16 protein-coding genes are annotated in these 17,288 nt (G+C 44.0%); 7 read left to right on the top strand and 9 right to left on the bottom strand.

Features of this window, described 5'->3' with window-relative positions:
* Nucleotides 1-44: 44 nt before the first annotated feature.
* From L2744_RS02700 to phhA, 4 genes are all read right to left on the bottom strand, one after another.
* The gene (locus tag L2744_RS02700) at nt 45-1,031 is read right to left on the bottom strand and encodes a fumarylacetoacetate hydrolase family protein (protein WP_248990602.1); all 987 of its coding nucleotides are present in this window, start codon (nt 1,029-1,031) and stop codon (nt 45-47) included.
* 351 nt (nt 1,032-1,382) lie between these two features.
* On the bottom strand, nt 1,383-2,921 hold the full coding sequence (tyrR, locus tag L2744_RS02695) for a transcriptional regulator TyrR (RefSeq protein WP_248990601.1): 1,539 nt from the start codon (nt 2,919-2,921) through the stop codon (nt 1,383-1,385).
* A 259-nt stretch (nt 2,922-3,180) separates the two neighbouring features.
* Nucleotides 3,181-3,519, bottom strand: coding sequence for a 4a-hydroxytetrahydrobiopterin dehydratase (locus L2744_RS02690; RefSeq protein WP_248990600.1), 339 nt, complete (start codon nt 3,517-3,519; stop codon nt 3,181-3,183).
* A gap of 107 nt (nt 3,520-3,626) precedes the next feature.
* Nucleotides 3,627-4,427, bottom strand: a complete 801-nt coding sequence (gene phhA, locus L2744_RS02685) for a phenylalanine 4-monooxygenase (protein ID WP_248990599.1) — start codon at nt 4,425-4,427, stop codon at nt 3,627-3,629.
* A 313-nt stretch (nt 4,428-4,740) separates the two neighbouring features.
* On the opposite strand from phhA, the gene galU reads away from it, so the two are divergent.
* The 6 genes from galU to L2744_RS02655 all read left to right on the top strand — a co-directional run bounded on the left by galU (nt 4,741) and on the right by L2744_RS02655 (nt 11,732).
* On the top strand, nt 4,741-5,649 hold the full coding sequence (galU, locus tag L2744_RS02680) for a UTP--glucose-1-phosphate uridylyltransferase GalU (RefSeq protein ID WP_248990598.1): 909 nt from the start codon (nt 4,741-4,743) through the stop codon (nt 5,647-5,649).
* Nucleotides 5,649-6,662 carry a UDP-glucose 4-epimerase GalE gene (galE, locus tag L2744_RS02675; RefSeq protein WP_248990597.1) on the top strand — a complete coding sequence of 338 codons (1,014 nt, stop codon included), beginning with the start codon at nt 5,649-5,651 and terminating at the stop codon, nt 6,660-6,662. The genes galU and galE overlap by 1 nt, the downstream gene beginning before the upstream one ends.
* Before the next feature lie 94 nt (nt 6,663-6,756).
* Nucleotides 6,757-7,236 (top strand): ferredoxin-type protein NapF, encoded by a 480-nt coding sequence (napF, locus tag L2744_RS02670; RefSeq protein ID WP_248990596.1) that lies wholly within the window; start codon nt 6,757-6,759, stop codon nt 7,234-7,236.
* Between the two features lie 86 nt (nt 7,237-7,322).
* Nucleotides 7,323-7,736 (top strand): bactofilin family protein, encoded by a 414-nt coding sequence (locus L2744_RS02665; RefSeq protein ID WP_248990595.1) that lies wholly within the window; start codon nt 7,323-7,325, stop codon nt 7,734-7,736.
* Nucleotides 7,737-8,042: 306 nt separating this feature from the next.
* The gene (locus tag L2744_RS02660; protein WP_248990594.1) at nt 8,043-9,017 is read left to right on the top strand and encodes a LysR family transcriptional regulator; all 975 of its coding nucleotides are present in this window, start codon (nt 8,043-8,045) and stop codon (nt 9,015-9,017) included.
* A gap of 417 nt (nt 9,018-9,434) precedes the next feature.
* Nucleotides 9,435-11,732: an OmcA/MtrC family decaheme c-type cytochrome gene (locus L2744_RS02655; protein ID WP_248990593.1), complete on the top strand. Its 2,298-nt coding sequence runs from the start codon at nt 9,435-9,437 to the stop codon at nt 11,730-11,732.
* A gap of 756 nt (nt 11,733-12,488) precedes the next feature.
* On the opposite strand, the gene L2744_RS02650 is transcribed toward L2744_RS02655, so the two are convergent.
* A complete protein-coding gene (locus L2744_RS02650) occupies nt 12,489-13,493 on the bottom strand; it encodes a hypothetical protein (protein WP_248990592.1) in 1,005 nt (334 codons plus the stop codon).
* A gap of 116 nt (nt 13,494-13,609) precedes the next feature.
* Here L2744_RS02650 and L2744_RS02645 point away from each other — a divergent pair, with 116 nt between their 5' ends.
* Nucleotides 13,610-13,786 (top strand): hypothetical protein, encoded by a 177-nt coding sequence (locus L2744_RS02645; protein WP_248990591.1) that lies wholly within the window; start codon nt 13,610-13,612, stop codon nt 13,784-13,786.
* A gap of 143 nt (nt 13,787-13,929) precedes the next feature.
* Here the strand turns inward: L2744_RS02645 and L2744_RS02640 are convergent, their stop codons facing one another.
* The 4 genes from L2744_RS02640 to cysQ form a co-directional block, all read right to left on the bottom strand.
* The gene (locus tag L2744_RS02640; RefSeq protein WP_248990590.1) at nt 13,930-14,604 is read right to left on the bottom strand and encodes a DUF2982 domain-containing protein; all 675 of its coding nucleotides are present in this window, start codon (nt 14,602-14,604) and stop codon (nt 13,930-13,932) included.
* Nucleotides 14,605-14,607: 3 nt separating this feature from the next.
* On the bottom strand, nt 14,608-15,306 hold the full coding sequence (locus L2744_RS02635; protein WP_248990653.1) for a YdcF family protein: 699 nt from the start codon (nt 15,304-15,306) through the stop codon (nt 14,608-14,610).
* A gap of 159 nt (nt 15,307-15,465) precedes the next feature.
* Complete coding sequence (gene mak / locus L2744_RS02630) at nt 15,466-16,383, bottom strand: fructokinase (RefSeq protein ID WP_248990589.1); 918 nt, start codon at nt 16,381-16,383, stop codon at nt 15,466-15,468.
* 73 nt (nt 16,384-16,456) lie between these two features.
* Nucleotides 16,457-17,263 (bottom strand): 3'(2'),5'-bisphosphate nucleotidase CysQ, encoded by an 807-nt coding sequence (gene cysQ, locus L2744_RS02625; RefSeq protein WP_248990652.1) that lies wholly within the window; start codon nt 17,261-17,263, stop codon nt 16,457-16,459.
* Nucleotides 17,264-17,288 lie beyond the last annotated feature (25 nt).

Genomic DNA, 17,288 nt, shown 5'->3' with positions numbered 1-17,288 from the left:
TAAGCTCCGTTGATATCAACTATAGGTCCCGTGAAGGGAAATTATTATGCTTTATATTCAATCACTTTTTGATCGATTGAACCAAAAATCGAAGCACCGTTATCATCGAGCATTTCAATGCGCACAGTGTCACCAAAACGCATAAACGGGGTTGTCGCTTTGCCATCGGCGATCACTTCCAGCATGCGTTTTTCGGCCAAACAGCTTGAACCTGCACTGCGATCATAGTTTGAAATAGTGCCTGAACCAATAATAGCACCAGCACCTAATGGACGAGTTTTTGCAACATGGGCGATTAATTGGCTGAAATTAAAAGTCATATCGACACCCGCATTGGGGCGACCAAATAACTCACCATTTAAGTAAGTGATCAAGGGTAAATGCACTTTGGCGTCCTCCCAACGCGTGCCCAGCTCATCTGGTGTCACCGCCACAGGAGAAAAACTGCTCGATGGCTTAGATTGGAAGAAACCAAACCCTTTCGCCAGCTCACCAGGGATTAAGTTACGCAGTGACACATCGTTCACTAACATCAACAATTTAATATGCTTAGCCGCATTGTCGCTGCTCACGCCCATAGGCACATCATCGGTAATGATCGCGATTTCAGATTCAAAATCGATACCCCAGTCTTCATTCGCTAGGGGAATATCAGCTTTAGGGGCAATAAAACTGTCTGAGCCACCTTGGTAAAACAGCGGATCTGTCCAAAAGGTTTCTGGCATTTCTGCACCACGGGCTTTACGCACTAACTCAACGTGATTCACATAGGCGCTGCCATCGGCCCATTGGTAGGCACGCGGTAATGGCGACAAGCACTTAGCTTCATCGAATGTTTGGACGTTATCTAACATGCCTTCATTGAGCGCGTCGTATAACTCTTGCAATTGTGGCTTTAGCAATGCCCAACCATCCAGAAGTTGCTGCATAGTGTGGGCAATCGCGGGGACGGCAACCGTTTTAGTTAAATCGCGACTCACTAACATCAACTGACCATCGCGGCGACCATTGTTATAACTTGCAAGTTTCATATTTGCTCCTGTGCTTTTACGGCTAGGCGGATCATCTTTTGTGCTAGTCAATGCACAGCGTTATCCAACTTAAATTAGGTTTATAAATAGTGTTGAGCGCTAACGGTATATGCATCCTCAAATTGGCCCTTACATCTTTACTGGGCGTAGAAATACCCGATGCGAGCCAAGATTCCTATAGCGTGAGCAAAATCACATTTAGGTCAATTATTTCACAGCTTGTAAACTAATCATTACATTTATAACCGAGTGACCGCTTATCAATATCTCGGTAAGCGATATGCCTGAAAAGTCGGCAACTAAGTGGAACGATACTGTTACATCTATCGCATAAAGCGAACGAGACTCGACCTAACGACGCTTAGCTATCTTGTACTCTCGCAGTTTATTGGCAATGGCGGTATGGGATACGCCCAGCTTTTTCGCTAACTGACGAGTGCTTGGATAAGCTGGGTATAAACGCCGTAATAGGCTCGCCTCAAATTGCTTCATCGCATCATCGAGATTGCCTTCAAATTCGTTATCAAAGTAACCAAAACCTTCGGCGTAGGATGGTAGTTTTAGCTGCTCGACAGTCAGTTCAGCCGAACCATCCCACATTGAAACCGCTCTAAACACAGCATTTTTCAATTGACGTACGTTACCCGGCCATGCGTACGTGAGTAAATGTTCACGGCATTGCGCTGAAATACGGCGAACAGGGCTAGATAACTGTTGGCTGTAATGCTCAAGGAACATTTCAGTTAGCGGAATAATATCGATCTTACGCTCGCGTAACGATGGAATGTGGTAGCTAAGCACATGGATGCGATAGTACAAATCCTCTCTAAATTCTCCCGTTTGGCAAAGTTCAGCAAGGTTTTTCTGGGTCGAGCAAATGATCCGCACATCGGCACGCACTTCTTCATCGCCGCCAATACGTCTAAACGTGCCATCTTGCAATAGCCGTAACAGCTTGACTTGGGCGGCCTTAGACATTTCCGCCACTTCATCGAGAAAAACGGTACCGCCCTTGGCTTCTTCAAAAAAACCGCGCTTAATCACTTTGCCCTGACTAACATAACCGAATAGCTCTTCTTCGGCTGCGCTATCGGGTAAAGCGGCGCAGTTAATGGCAATAAACGGTTTTTCACGGCGCATACTGGCATCGTGGCTGGCTCTAGCCATCAGTTCTTTGCCTGTACCGGTTTCGCCCGTGATCAATAAAGGCGCGTCGAGCTGGGCCATGCGGCGTGCTTGTTTGAGCACTTCTTTCATTTTGTCACTGCTGGCTAACACATTTTCGAAGCCAGTCGTTTGATTTTGCAGTGCATTAAATTGTTTACCCACGCGTGCGGGGGATTTCAGCGATACCACAGCACCAACGAGAATGGTTTTATCATCGTCATCGGGCAGATAAATTGGCAGCATTTCCGCAAGATACTCATTCGGACCAATTTGCACCCGCGCCGCTTGGGCCAATACTTGGCTTTCACTCAGCCAACGGCTGAAGTTAAAACCTTGTACCCAATGGTTTAACGACTCATCGAGCACTTCATGCTCACCCATACCGATATTCAATAACGCTGACTCATTTACAATACGAATACGTGCTTTCACGTCGATGGAAAAAACGGAGTCAGGTAAGGTCTTAAGGAGGGTTTTTAAAGCGTAATGCTCTTGTTCCGACGGCATAAACGAAACAGTGCGCACATCGTGGACACTTTCCACTTTACGGATTTGTGGCATCAACGCACTCAAGGTTTCAAAACTGATTTCAGCAAACTGTAGGTATAAGAAGCCTTGGTTACTGGCATCTATGGCAATTAAATTAATACCATAACGTTCTAACACGACTAAAATATCTTTCGCTAAACCCACGCGATCTTGACAACTGACTTCCAAGCGCATAATGACTGATATTCCCTTTTTGATTTGAATTTTGGGATAAACCGTGCAGAGCTATTATCCATACACGTTAGTAAAAGCGATAGTTGCTTGGCAAGCAGTTTAGCTTTACGCAAACGTAAACGATAGGATTTATAGCTGGGCGTGTATACGTTAGAAGGTAAAATAGAAAGTGGCAAGTCAAGTTTACAGCACATTTGTAAAAAGAAGATAAAATCAGCGTCGAAATTAAATTAAGCCGCTGATTTGTTTGAATAAGAGTTTAATCTAATAACTGGTCTGTCTTGGCAGCCATGATAAAGTCATTCTTATGTAAGCCCTTGATAGAGTGTGACCACCAAGTCACAGTGACTTTACCCCACTCGGTTAAAATACCAGGATGGTGAAATTCTTCTTCGGCGAGATCGGCAAGTTTATTGGTAAACGCCATTGCCAGTTTAAAGTTTTTAAACTTGTACACTCGCTCAAGTTGCATAATGCCGTCGCGGACTTGCACGCTCCAGTCTGGGATCATACGCACAAGTTCGGCTAATTCCTCATCGGTCACTTTCGGTGCATCGGCTTGGCAAGCTTCACATTTCATATCAGATAACGCTGTCATACTTACTCCTCTTGGCAACATCAATAGGGACTCTCAGTTGCACTTTACTCATTACTTATCAACTTACTGAATCAAATTACTAAATCAAATCATCCGCCAAATCGAGACTAACTCGCCTTGGCTTTTGGAGGATATTTAGGGGGAAATAAACCTAATTGACGTGCCTTAGTGACATAACCCATGATGTCCATCTTGGCAATTTCATCCAACATATCAATGCTTTCTATCACATAGTAAATCGGTTGCATAATATCGATTCGGTAAGGTGTACGCAGCACATCTAGCAGATCGAAGGGCTTACGTTCGGGCACTTCACTCTCCATCGCATATAGGGTTTCACCGGGTGAACTCAGTATTCCGCCACCGTAGATACAGAGTTCGCCGTTTTGAGGTTTAAGCAAACCAAACTCAACAGTAAACCAGTACAAACGCGCTAAAAACACCCTCTCCTCTTTGCTAGCATTTAAACCTAACAGACCATACATATGGGAAAAGTGGGCGAATGATGGATTGGTCAACAAGGGGCAATGACCAAAAATTTCATGAAAAATATCAGGCTCTTGCAGGTAATCGAATTCTTCCTTACTGCGAATAAAGGTCGCCACTGGAAACTCTTTATTGGCTAAGAGTTCAAAAAAACGTCCGAATGAAATCAATGCGGGTACTGCCGCGGTTTTCCAACCTGTTGTCGCCTGCAATACAGAGTCAATTTCAGCGAGTTGCGGAATACGATCCTTTGGCATCGCTAACGCATCGAGTCCGTTAAGATACTCCTGACAGGCACGGCCGGGGAGATTAACCGCTTGGCGAGCGTAAAGCTGACTCCAAATATCATGCTCTTCTTGTGGGTAATCTATATACCCTGTGTCATCGGCTCTATGGGCGATGTAGGTGGTTCCTTTAGTCATATCATTCACTTCATGGCTGACGCTGATAGTGTCAATAGTGATCTAACCCTTGTTTTTTGTTAACTGCTTCACAATTATTGTTCGGCCAATACTGTGACGTAAACGTAAAGCAAATATTACAAAAACATTATAAATCCCCATTAAGCAGGAATTTATCGACGACAAAATTTAACACTGAGATACATGCTCTACGACGATCGACTGATAAAATCGCGAAATACCAACAAAATTCAGTGTTTGTAAATAGCTTTTCTTTGTAGGTCATTTACAATATTGGCCATTAACCGCATCTCCTTGACCTAAAAGGTTCGCAATGAAACAACATCAAATTCGTAAGGCCGTTATTCCTGTCGCAGGCTTAGGCACTCGTATGCTTCCAGCGACCAAAGCAATTCCAAAGGAAATGCTACCCGTTGTTGATAAACCGTTGATCCAATATGTGGTCAGCGAAGCCATCGCCGCGGGTATCAAAGAAATTGTACTGGTTACCCATGCCAGTAAAAATTCTATCGAAAACCATTTCGATACCAGTTTTGAATTAGAAGCCCAGCTAGAACGCCGTGTAAAACGTCAACTGCTAGAGGCTGTTCAGTCTATTTGTCCCAAAGACGTTACAGTGATCAGTGTACGTCAATCCCAAGCAAAGGGATTAGGCCATGCCATTTTGTGTGCTAAGTCCGTTGTGGGTGACGCTCCCTTTGCCGTATTGCTGCCGGACGTGATCATCGACGACGCAAGTTGCAACCTGCGCAAAGACAACTTAGCCGCTATGGTTGCACTGTTTGATGAGACCCAAGTCGGTCAGATTATGGTTGAAGGTGTGCCAGAACACTTAGTCAATCAATATGGTATCGCCGATGTTAATGGCCATGATCTGCAACCTGGCGAATCACAGCCACTCGTCGAACTGGTTGAAAAACCTGCTGTAGATGAAGCGCCATCTAACTTAGCCGTTGTAGGTCGTTATGTGTTACCTGCCAGCATTTGGCCTTTACTTGCTAAAACCCCTGCAGGTGCGGGCGATGAAATCCAATTAACCGATGCGATTGCCATGTTGATGAAGCAAGAAACCGTGAACGCTTACTATATGGAAGGTAAGAGCCACGATTGCGGTAACAAACAAGGCTATATGCGCGCCAATGTTGAATACGCCCTACGTCATAGTGAAATCGGTTATGATTTTGCCCAATACTTAAAAACTGTTGTAAAAGGAATTAAATAATGACGATTTTAGTGACCGGTGGTGCGGGTTATATTGGCACCCACACTGTGGTGGAATTACTCAATGCAGGTAGTGAGGTGATCGTCTTAGACAACTTGTCTAATTCGAGCATCGAAGCATTAAACCGTGTTGAGCAAATCACAGGTAAATCGGTCACTTTCTATCAGGGCGATATTCTTAATAAAGCATTGTTACAAAAAGTCTTTAGCGATCATGCTATCGATTCTGTTATCCATTTTGCGGGGTTAAAAGCTGTGGGTGAATCCGTGGCTAAACCCCTCAAATATTATGAGAATAATGTCACTGGTACCTTAGTTCTGTGCCAAGTGATGGCGGAGTTTAAGGTTAAAAATCTTGTTTTTAGTTCATCGGCGACTGTCTATGGTGATCCTGCAAGTCTACCAATTACCGAAGATTTTCCAACCGGAGCGACCAATCCTTATGGCCAATCTAAGCTAATGGTTGAGTATATACTGGCGGATCTTCACCATAGCGATCCGAGTTGGAATATTGCCCGTCTTCGCTACTTTAATCCCGTAGGCGCCCATTCCAGCGGTTTAATAGGTGAGGACCCCAATGATATTCCTAACAATTTGATGCCTTTTATTGCTCAAGTTGCAGTAGGTAAACGCACAGCCTTAAGTGTGTTTGGTAATGATTATCCCACCCATGATGGTACAGGGGTGCGCGACTATATCCATGTGGTAGATTTAGCCTGCGGCCATTTAAAAGCCCTTGAGAAACTCGCTACAAAACCGGGACTTGTGACCTATAACTTAGGTACAGGTCAGGGTTATAGTGTATTAGATATGGTCAAAGCGTTTGAAAAAGCCTGCGGTAAAACCATCGCCTATCAAATTGCGCCGCGTCGCCCAGGTGATATTGCCGCTTGTTACGCCGATCCCACCCACGCGAAGGAAAGCCTAGGCTGGCATGCAACTTATACCTTAGAAGATATGGCTAATAGCAGTTGGCATTGGCAGTCAACGAATCCTAATGGCTATAAAGGCTAATAATATTAATGACTTGTGGTGAATTCATAGGCCATTTTTCATTATCACCTTAGCTATCATTTCGCTGTAAATGCTCGACATACAGAAGAACAACATGACTCAAAGTATTAATAACAGTCGTCGCAACCTTTTTAGTCGCCGAAAAAGTCTTGCCATAAGACCGCCTTGGGTGCGTGAGGATATCGAGTTTACCAATGTATGTACCCGCTGCTCAGCCTGTATTAATGCCTGTGAAACTCAGATTATTGTTAAAGGGGATGGCGGATTTCCTGAAATATCTTTTAATAACAGTGAATGCACTTTCTGCACACTTTGCGCTAAACATTGCCCTGAAGATATCTTTGATTTAACCCAAACTGCATGGCATATCAAGGCCCAGATCCAAGAGAATTGTTTAACTTATCAAGGGATATGGTGCCAAAGCTGTAAGGATGCCTGTGAACCCCGAGCGATTAATTTCACCCTCAGTGTGGGTAAGGCCCCCAGCCCTACAATCAATCTTGAGCAATGTACAGGCTGTGGAGCCTGTGTTGCCCCCTGTCCTAGTCAAGCCATTGCGATCAAATCAGAGTGAATACAGACAAAATGCCTGAAAACTGTCCTGTGTTTATGCGTTGATTTACGCTAATATCTCGCGCTTATTAAATTGGATAACCTATTATGTTTGGAAAAAAGTCCTTTTTTACACCTAAGTCTAAGCCCGTACTAAGTTTTATCGCTAAAGGCACTAAACTCACTGGCAATATCGAATTTTCCGGTGATGTGCTCATTGGTGGTGAAATTTGCGGCCAAATACTTTCAAATGCCAATATCACGATAGAACAAGGCGGCAATGTCCAAGGGGAAATTAAATGCCAAGAATTTATTGTGAATGGATACTTTAAAGGACGTTTGATCTGTGAACGCTTAGTCATTCAGCGCCATGGTGTAGTTGATGGAGAAGTCGCCAGTACCTCTATGCAAATTATGAAGGGTGGGCAATTTATCGGATTAAGGATTAAAGAAGATACATCGACAATCCACACGCATACACTTCCTTCTGCGCAACAAACACTCATTTGCCATCAAAATTAACCCACAGACATCAGTAACTTGCCTATTCCTCTCTGACTGACACAAGACAACCCCTCACCTGTATTGCCCTACCTGTTTTAGCATTAATTTACAATGGTTACATATTTGTTATATTGCAAATGAAGATCACAGTTAATCCGTACAGCTAATGCTAACGTTAACGCCTAAAAAAGCGCTATTAATAGAGGATTTCACAGAAGTTAATTGCGAATTGATAGGAGTAAAAGACTTAATTTATCAAAGGTCAGGTGCGCAAAGCTGAAGAATAAAACAAGCGCACATTAAGAGTCATACAGGGCAATATAAATGAGCAACCCGTTACTTAAACAGATATGCGAACTCGACGTGTTCACCTTACTCGTCTTTAAGACAATTTTTGATACGGGACACGCCAACAGTGCGGCGAAAGCACTGGATGTTTCAGCTCCCAAGATTAGCCGTTGCCTCAATGCATTACGTCTGACCTTTAACGATGAGCTATTCTATCGACGCCAACAAGGACTAAAACCGACTCCTTTAGCCGAAAGTCTCTACGCCGCAATTTGTCAATTTACAGACTCAGTTTACAACCTTGAGCAATCAGCGCTTCAAATACAAAATACCCATAACACCGCAGATTTACCGCTACATGTTGCTGCCAGTAATGAATTACTGAGCTTTCTAGCACCACAACTCAGTTCAGCCGATGTGATCGCCCGATTAGGTAGAATACGATTACATAAATGGCAGGAAAACAGTGCAGAATTAATTCACGCGGGAGAATTAGATTTTGGCATTAGTTTAGAACATGCCGATAATAAAGAATTGACCTATACCAGATTGGGTTGTATCTCGGGACTCTATGTGGTTGCTTCAAAACATCACCCTATCTGGCAAACTGAATTAAGCATTACCCTAGAACAAATCTGTCGTCATCCATTTTTATGCTTAGATCTTAAAGGCTTTAATAGCAAAGTCGACCCACTAGAATTCTTCTGCCAACGTCAAGGTATACTATTACCTTCGATTGATAGAGTGATTGATAGGGAAGAATGGTACGCCCATTTATTAACGATACAGAGCGTAGCATTTTGCTCAAGTATCGATATGCATACAGTGAAGCATATGCCCGGGCTAAAGCTAGTGCCATTATCGCTAACTGAACTACACCGCCTACACGATTCTATGTTGCCACCACAATATTATTTGGTCGAAAAACCAAGGACCCGCAGACGCTACAGCCAAACACAGTGTGATATTGTTGTAAGCTCGCTACTCACTACACTGATCCCAACCCTATAAAGACAGCTTAAACCGCTTATCTAAGTCGCAAGGTTGGCATAATGTTAACCTTGTTAGCTCACTCTGTCCCCTGCCCTATGTACCTCAATTTCTTAAGCTACTTTTTATAAAAACTTACAACCCACAACCATGCTAAAAATAAAAAAGTTGAACATCATCCACGTGAACACTTAAACGAAAATTAATCCAGTTAACTTATTAAAATTTAACGCAAACAATTGTTATATGCATCACAAATTTCCATGCAAATTTCACTTTAACAAATACCAAGATTCACCTTTTGAAATTACCATTTTAAGGTGTTAAATCATCCTTCACATATCAGATACAAACTCGCAAATACCACTTTATAAGTACATGGTTCACCTTATATTAGAGGCACTGCACACGCAGTCTTATAGAAAGAAAAGGGACGCGATGATGAAAAACTACAATAAATCTCTACTAGTACTGGCACTCACCAGTGCTCTATGTTTAACCGCCTGCGGGGACGGTGATGATGGTAAAGATGGAGACCCTGGCACACCAGGTACTCCTGGAACACCAGGCACCCCCGGAACACCAGGCACACCCGGAGCACCTGCGGGGAGTTTTGTTAAAACTGCAGACTCAATTACCGATCTAAAATTTACTGTAAGTCCACAAGACATCAAGGTAACGAGCAGTGAAGGATTCAGTGTTAAATTTTCATTAACAGGTAAAAATGCGGGTAAAGATGTTCCCTTTATGGGACTCGACAAAATTGCCATTTACTCGTTAACCGCCAATGAAAACACTTCAGGCACTGGAGCGCCAGTTGAATGGCAAAATAATGCTACAGCAAATCAAGCTGGTACCTCATTAACTTGTACTTTAACGGGTCTTAACGGCACCAAAAACGCTTGTACTTTAACTGAAGATGTAAGCAATCCAGGTAGTTATACTGCAAGTTGGACCTATGCTGACGCAGCACCTATCATCAATCCAAACGATAATCCTAATGCATTGCACAGAGTTATCCTGCGAGCTTACAACATAGTAAATAGCGCAGGTGTCGCTTTATCTGACAAAGTATTGTCTGTACCCGTTGACTTTATTCCTGCCACCGATGAATTAGCCGTATCAACCAAAGATACGGTAAGCAGTGCAGCCTGTATCAATTGTCACGGTGAAGTGAATGGCTATATCGCTAAAATTGAAGCCCACCACAACTACCAAAATGTTGAAAACTGCGTAGCTTGCCATAACCCAGATCTCGTACCGAGTGAGGCACAATTGGCCGAAGGCTGGGTGTTTGATTTTGGTCCAATGATCCACAGGCTTCATGCTGGCCATCACATCAGTGATAGCCTGAGCGGCGAAGCAAAAGAATACTTTGGTGAAATTGGCTTCCCATCGGATCTAAAAGAATGTAAATCCTGCCATGATGGTGCCCCAAGCTATAACACAAACATTTATGCGCAGGCCTGTGTGGGTTGCCATATCAATGTGAACTTTACGACTGGCGAAAACCACTCAGAATTTGGTTTAGCTCAAACCGATGATACTCAATGTACAGCTTGTCACGGTACAGGCAGTTTAGCACCCGAAACAGTGCACAGTGTGGGTAAACGTGCAGAGTATGCGGAGCTGTTTAAAGTTGACTTTACTAGTGCAACCACAGCGCCATCAGCAACTCTAGGAATGCAAACATTAACATTGACAGCCAATGTAACTATGAATGGTGCTCCTATTCCTAACGGAACCGATTTAAGAGCCTATAACGCAACAACGAATCCAACAGGTATGTTCGTTGCTAACGGCTTATTACTCGGCAATGTTGCTACCGATGGTACCGTTTACGCTTGGTCCGATGTTAAACCGACCGCAATCAGTCTGAAACTGGAACATGGTACATTATCTGGTGGTGTCTTAACCTTCGTTAAGGATATTCCCGATGCACAAGCTGTCGGTACTATCTATGTAGGTTCTGAAGCTAACGTGTGTATTAAAGCGGGTAAAGTGGATAGCTGTAATGCGACTGGACTTGAATTTGGTCCAACAAGTCCAATAGGTAACACTTCGCCAGTTAAGTTTTACAGCTTAGATAGCAGTGCTATCGCTAAAGCTCGTATGACAGATCCCGCACGTATTACCGTAGAAGAAGCCAAATGTAATGCTTGTCATGGTACCTTGGATTATATCAAAGGCACTCGACACGGAACTTACACCTTTGATCAATGTATGCACTGCCATAACGATACAACAGGTTCAACATATCATCCAACAGTTGTCTATAAAGGTGAGGATGGTAGCAAAGTCATAGTTCCAAATGTGACTTTCAAAAACAAAGACTTATTCACTGTTTCACACCGTTTCCACAGTGGTAACTTTGATGCTATCGCAGGGATCTTCCGTGATGCTGAAGGTGAACTAGTCGGTTATCCATCACCAGAAACTGCATGTACAGCATGTCATAAAGACGATACTAAACTGTTTGCAAATGACGGTGGCTTAGCCTCTGCGAAACGTTCAGTCAAAGTAGGTGATTACTATATTTCACCTGTGGCTGAATCATGCCGTAGTTGTCATGCCCACTCAAATGCTGCGGCTGTAGCGCACTTTAGAAGTAATGGTGCGATTGTCGAAGCGGATGCGGTGACAGATGCTAACCTACCGATTGAATCTTGTGCGACCTGCCATGCTGAAGGTAAGACCTATGGCATAGATAAGGTACACGCAGAGGGTGCACACTAGTACCTGAGGGTAGCCCTGCACTACCCTAAGTAGTACCTCTGCAACTTATTGGGGACCGTTAAGGTCCCCTTTTTTATTTACCTTTTTATCGCGTAATAATCAGAGAAAAAAAGCGTACTAAATCGGCAAATAGGCTTCAATCTAATGACTCGGTTTATGAATGAGAGCCATGGACTGCGAACTGGCAGTTAAATATGGATGTTGTTCAAATGCAGGGCCGCCCCGCCTGATGTGAAAGGGTTCACAAATGCCGCGATGGCATTAATGCCAAAAAGCGTCCATGGGGTGGACGGTCATCTCGCAAAATCACTATGGTTCACCTTTTTGGCATTAGCGTAACCGATAGATTTAAAAGGCATACGTAACGCTTTTGGGGACAAAAAGTGCGTTGGAAAAAGTGCAAAATATAGTACGACTGAGTGACTTATAACTTAAGCTGTTGGGAACTTAATGTATGCAGGCACCGACTTATAGGCGTGCCATAGCATTTGCTCGTCGACTCGCAGCAAGTCCATCCGTGGATGCTCGACCGCCCCGTCCATGGGGCGGACGGTCGTCTCGCAAATCACCCTGGCTCACCTGTTTAGCATCGGTGTAGCCTGTTTGTTTTAAAGCAGATATGTGACTCGTTTTGGGACAAAAGCGTGATAGAACCTTTGCTCTAACTCGTCAGTTTCGGATTAAAATTTATATGGGTAACACCCGACTAAACTGCGAACAACAAGTTACGAATCCTGCAATCCTAGGTCGTGTTGTTTAAGGCGCATTGACATGCTCCACTTCCTCCAGTTTTTTCAATGCAAAAAGACCACGTTCGGCTACTGCTTCAGACCTATCCGATGCAAACTTGTTAGCGAATTCCCTTGCAACAACTCCAAGATTTTCTAACTCCCGAATTAGAAATTCTGCAGAAACTCGCCGAACGATAGCCGATCTGTCATCAGCAGACATTTTTAACAAGTCAATCAATGGAGTTTGAACATTTACTTTTCGCTCTGAAATGATTGGCTTTATTCTTCCCTTGCAATATCGGATGTCAGTCCATTCCCACTTACGACCTTCTATCCATACTATTCGGCCTTCGAATAAGCTTCGTAAAGCCTTGGCTCGAACGGAGGGCTGGATGGAGAGGGTAGCAATTTCTTTAATCTTTCCATCCAGAATCGGTGTACGTCCAAGCTGAGAAAAGAGAGATGGCATAGGCCCCGATGTCGATAACATTAACTTAGACCTAAGTAAATCTGCTATCTGGTCTTCGCATATGATCTGCAAAAGAACCTTTTTGTCTAGTTCCTCAATCCTCCCCCAAGAATTCCAATTGGAAAGTGCGATACAAAGAGCTTCAACAACAACTTTAGGGTTTGTCGCTTTTGCAATATCTAATAGCTTTTCCCTTGCTGCTTCTCGAACTTGAGGTACCCAATCATTGAGCCTTCTAACGATAAGTGAAAAGAAGAAAATGTTCGGCGCTGCACCAGACAGTGTACGCAACGTCTTTTCACGCTTGTAGCCATCCCAACTTATTAGATCTAGCCAAGTTAACAATTCGGTAGGTTTAGACCAAATTTTCCACTTAGGTGGAGTTGACTCCCTTACCGCTAAGGAAAATTCTGACCGAATTAAGCTCTCCCAATGGTCAAAACTGGTGAGAGATAACTGAGACGTCACATCAATAAGTGCTGTCATGTCAACGCTGACTTTACCTCCCGAATTTATCGAGTTAGCAAAATCCCTCACTGCTGATATAACTTTATCTTCCATGATCTGCGATTGTCGCACCTATTTCCTGCCTCTTAACATTAATCTCCACCGATGTTGTAGGCACTTTGTATCATTACTAAAGTTTGGTCAACAGGGACGAGTTACTCGGCCTAAACATGAAAGATTTAAAATCGTTTTGGGGCAATTGCTTTTTAGCTAAACGAACAGCGATAGGGTTAGTGAGGATTGGCATTGTTGCACCAGTGACCGTTGGCGGCATGGATGCCGCCGTCGAGCCTATAGGGATACTTCTTTTGAAAGAAATAGACGGCGTGTCACTGGGGAAGCAATGACAATTAATACGTAATGCGCATAACTTAACTGTCTTGCCTTGGTACAAAAGCTGTTTAGGGCGGATTTGTGAATTAAGGACTTAGTTAGGATTGGCATTGTTGCACCAGTGACCTTCTAGTTTTAGTAGAGCCCTCAGACCTAACTATGACATCCCCTGTGCAATACGTTGTCTCAATAGTTTGATAAAGTCCTGTGGCTCTCGGTCTAAACTGTCGTGGGGAATATAAAGGTGATAGCCTAAATGGGTATCGAGCATGACGCAGCGGTGACCAAACATAGCCAAAACACCACGATACCTATCACCTTCAATCACTAAAGGACTAAATTCGGTACCCATATAAGTCTCTAGGGTGGCAAGATCTTCCTGTTGAGAGGCCGCAGTGACCAGCAATGGGCGTTGCTCAGTCAATAATCCCGTCGCTAGCCGTAGGGAAATGTTATCGAGAATTGGATTTAAGTGCTTTAATTTAATCCCTAAATAAGATAATTCAATCGTATTGATACCTTGAGTAACCCGAGGAATATCAACCCGCTGAATGTTGTCCCATGCGATGAACACTTTTCCTCGACGATGAAAATAGATCAGGCCTTGTTCATCTAAGCTGATGGTCGTTTCAGGTTCATACACCTTAGCTAATCCTAAGATGAGCGCAATGGCACCTAAACTAAAAAAGACTAGGCCTATCGCAAAAAATTCTGGAAAAATGATAAACAATCCAAAACCTAGGATGAGAGAACTCGCCCCAACCCAAGTGAGTGTCAACCCATTTCGCTTAGATAAAGGTCGCACCGATATCACATCAGACTCTAACGCCATGCTTTATTCCTGTTTTATCCAAAGCCATAAACGGCCAATATACTCGTGGATAGCCCGCTGGGAAGACACTAAATTGTCAGCAGTCAGTCGCCACCAAAAATCGTCCCGTGCCCTAAAATCCGTAGGGGCAGCACTGGCCGCTAAACCTTTTCCAGTGAAAATAGCCATAGCCCTTGGCATATGGGATGCTGATGTGACCAAACGGAAAGATGACTCCCCAAGTTCCCACTTGAGATATTGTGCTTCTTCTACGGTATCTCTCGCTAGCGGGAATTGGATAACTTTACTTTTATCGACACCTAGCTCCACTGCAGCCTTTGCCATCATTTCTGCGTGGGAAATTTGGGTAAGCTCTCCCCCCCAACCACTGACAATCAGGATACAATCCTGACCCAGCGCAAGCTGACGAATACCCTCAGATAATCTGGCTAGCGCAACCGCGGATAAGGACTGCACTGCCGTTGCTGCTTGAATATCCGAATGGGAAGAACCTAACACCATCACAAAACATTGGCCGCTAATAGGAGTGGAATTAATCGGATAGCTTGATTCTAACGGTTGAACAAGTGTGCTCACGCTAAGCTGGCTGCTTAAAAAAAGTAAGAGGAGAAAAGCACTCGCTACTAAGTATTTCGCCATGGCGCGGCGGCGCCAAACGAATAAAGACACAAGTAATAACAAAAGGATAAAGGGAATAGGCATTATTCCCTGAGAAACCACTTTCTTAACCCAAAACATGAATATCCATGCCAAATAACTAGAAGGAGCGCAATCATAGCATCAAAATAGTGCTAAACGCATCGCCCAGCATTTAGCTGGTCGATATGGTATAAGTTGTCACTTTAGCTCAATGGATAATACTTATTTTTCCCACAACCAAGCGGCGCCGCGCACCCCAGACGAGCAACCATAAAGGTTCTGTAACACTGGCGTACGGCATTCTCGCCCTACCACATAACGGGTTAATAGCGCTGGTAATCGAGGATAAATCGCTTCAACATTCGACATCCCCCCCCCTAGCACTATAGCGTCAGGGTCAAGCATATTAATGACATGGGCAAGTGAGCGTGCGAGTCTATCCATATAACGGTCAAACGCCGCTGTCGCAATCCCATCACCTTTATCGACCAATACCATAATATCGGCGCCCGATTTAGCCAACTCGCGTGAATGACCTGCCGCAGCTAAGGCCGCATTGTAATCGCGGACAAAACCTGTTCCAGAGATAAAGGTTTCAATACAATCGGGATTACCACAAAAACAACGGGTCGTATTAAATTCATCCTTGGTCATCCAAGGCAAAGGATTATGGCCCCATTCACCACCAATCCCATTTCCACCAGCATGAACCTTACCCTTTATTGCCACTCCCGCACCACAGCCAGTACCAATAATCACGCCAAAAACCACAGACTTACCCGCTGCAGCACCATCTGTGGCTTCCGATACCGCAAAGCAATTCGCATCGTTAGCCACCCGGACTTCACGCCCCAGTAACTCACCTAAGTTCACATCGAGAGGATGACCATTAATCCACGTCGAATTGGCATTTTTAACTAAACCTGAATAGGGAGAAACTGTACCGGGGATCCCTACCCCAACAGTCCCTTTTTCACCAAGAATTGCCTCAGCTTCATTAACTAAGTCAGTAATGGCCCTAAGGGTGCCTTGATAGTCACGTGGCGTCGTGACTCGTTTACGAAAAAGCTCATTTCCTTCTTCGCTAATAGCCACTAATTCTATTTTTGTTCCACCTAAATCGACGCCCATGCGTATCATAAATAGTTACTCCAGTGTGTATTCTGCCGTGTTATCGAGTCATAAATAAATGCTACTCGATTCACTGTTATGGTTATTTCACCCAGCCTGGTGCTGTAGCAATAAAGTAGGGATTTAATATTTCTGGTTTTTGATTATAAGTTAATGGCTCGTCTGAGCCATAACGAACAACTTTACCACCAGCACTTTCAAGTACTGCCTGAGCCGCAGCCGTATCCCATTCACTCGTAGGGCCCAATCGAGGGTACAGATCGGCCTCACCTTCTGCCAACATACAAAACTTGAGTGAACTTCCCACACTTAACATCTTATGCTCACCCAACTGCAGTAAATACTTGGTGAGATCTGGGCTTAAGTGCGAGCGGCTACCAACAATAATAGGAACATCACGCTGACGAGTAACACCTAAGAGGGGGCTCTCTAAGCCCGTTTTTTGTCGCCATGCCCCTAAGTGCTTAGCCCCATAATAATAGGTATTAAACACGGGTGCGTATACAACACCAGCAATTGCAATCCCTTGATGAATAAGCGCAATGTTAACGGTAAACTCGCCATTTCGCTTAATAAACTCTTTGGTGCCATCTAAAGGGTCAATAAGCCAATAGCTTTGCCATTGACGTCGCTCATCCCATGGAATATCTGCGGCTTCCTCTGACATCACGGGGATCCCGACAAATCGCTTAGCAAGCGCTTGCACGATAATATGGTGCGCTGCGACATCTGCCATAGTGATAGGGCTATTATCGCCCTTGTGACTTACGACAAAATCATCCTGTCCATAAATAGCCATAATCGCGTCACCCGCGGCCTTGGCGATATTTACAACCTCAAGCAAATCTTGCTTTGTTAGTGTCAGTGCAACTGTCGTCTTATCTATCACTGCAATGTCCTTCATTCATTAAATA

The sequence above is a fragment of the Shewanella profunda genome (genome assembly GCF_023283765.1).
Classification (GTDB): Bacteria; Pseudomonadota; Gammaproteobacteria; order Enterobacterales; family Shewanellaceae; genus Shewanella; species Shewanella profunda.
The sequence above is the reverse complement of the archived record's forward strand: the minus strand, read 5'-3'. Positions and strand labels throughout refer to the sequence as shown.